Source organism: Streptococcus sp. E17BB (assembly GCF_041807725.1).
Classification (GTDB): domain Bacteria; phylum Bacillota; class Bacilli; order Lactobacillales; family Streptococcaceae; genus Streptococcus; species Streptococcus entericus.
On the sequence record NZ_JBGTZC010000071.1, the window covers coordinates 1 to 1,638 of the forward strand.

Genomic DNA, 1,638 nt, shown 5'->3' on the forward strand with positions numbered 1-1,638 from the left:
TGTCCACTGGTGGAACCATCATCGCATTCACGGTAGTCTCGATTACCAAACACCTATGGTTAAGCGAGTTATCGCTTAACAAAAACACTTTATAAAAATTGTACAGAAAAGGGGTGACTTTTCAAACTTCAAAACTCGCATTTTCATTGCGCTAAACATAAAACGAGAGAAGACTAAACTTGTCCTCTCTCGGTGTTAAATTGGTCAACCCACTACAGTTGACAATGAGCCAAAAAGGAAAGGTTTTACCCATAACAGTAGGAACTTTCCTTTTTCTGTAAAAATACCAATGCCAGTACCTCACTTGTGCTAGCTCTGCTATTTTATGGTAAAATAATGAAAACGGATAAAGGAGACCACGCATGATCTATGAATTGAGCCTAGAGTACGGGAGTTTTCCTGTCAAAGTTGTTGATGCCTTTACAACGGAGCGCAAAGAAGCCCCTAGCTTTTTACAAGGCAACACTGAACTTCTTGAGAAATTAGAACAAATGAACGCCCTGTTTCACGAACTCTTTTTAACCATCGAGTGCACCTTCCACTATGTGGGGAGCAATTTCCCAGACAAAATCGCAACACTTCGACAAATGTATAATGATATCGCGACTGAACTCACACAAACATACCCTGAACAAGATATTCAGATTGAGTATTTTATCTTATGATAAATTGTAAAATATAGTGCAACAAAAAAACTCATAGCGTTTCTGTCGTGTAAACTATACGTAACCACACTACCAGAACACGAGGAAACCTATGAGCTACTCCCATGAACCATAAAAGAGCGAATAAAGATAGAGACTTATTTAGAATTAGGGTTGAAACCTCATCAAATTGCTAGTAAACTTGGCGTCCATAAGTCTACCATCTCAAGAGCGTTAGAACGGTGTCCGGCTGCTTATTCCGCAGACCTAGCCCAGAAACATGTTGACCAAAAGGCTAAGCAAAAAGGACGACAGTCTCGTTTGACCCCTGAGTTAAAAGCGGAGATTGAACAAGGTTTGAGAGCCTCTTGGTCTCCCGAACAGATTTGCGGTCGCTATCGGCTGGAAGACAAGCCAATGGTCGCTTTTAAGACCATCTACAACTGGCTCTACGCTGGCTTGATTAACCTAGATTTAAGCGTCTTACGCCGTAAAGGAAAAAGCCGAACCCCGCAGGAAATCCGTGGGAAATTCATGATTGGAACACCGATTTCCAAACGCCCTAAAAAGTTAGGAATCGTCAGACTTTCGGTCACTGGGAGCTAGATACGGAGGTAGCCTCCCGAGGCAAAAGTAAGGGCTGTTTAGCGACCTTTGTGGAGAGGAAAACACGCTTTTACCTGGCTTTCAAGATGCCAGATAGAACAGCTGAATCCATGTTTTCAGCCATCGAACAACTCCTGACGTTATTTCCAAAAGAAGCCTTTAAAACCTTTACNGAATCCATGTTTTCAGCCATCGAACAACTCCTGACGTTATTTCCAAAAGAAGCCTTTAAAACCTTTACTTCAGATAGGGGGAAGGAATTTGCCTGAAAAGGCACCCCTTTTCTGTACAATTTTTATAAAGTGTTTTTGTTAAGCGATAACTCGCTTAACCATAGGTGTTTGGTAATCGAGACTACCGTGAATGCGATGATGGTTCCACCAGTGGA

At 41.8% G+C, this 1,638-nt stretch carries 1 protein-coding gene and 1 pseudogene; both read left to right on the forward strand.

The features are described 5' to 3' along the window. Positions 1–362 precede the first annotated feature (362 nt). Complete coding sequence (locus tag ACERC7_RS10580; protein ID WP_373659703.1) at positions 363–665, forward strand: hypothetical protein; 303 nt, start codon at positions 363–365, stop codon at positions 663–665. A 91-nt stretch (positions 666–756) separates the two neighbouring features. Next, positions 757–1,516 (forward strand): annotated as a pseudogene (locus ACERC7_RS10585) (IS30 family transposase); the annotation flags it as partial. Positions 1,517–1,638: the final 122 nt, after the last annotated feature.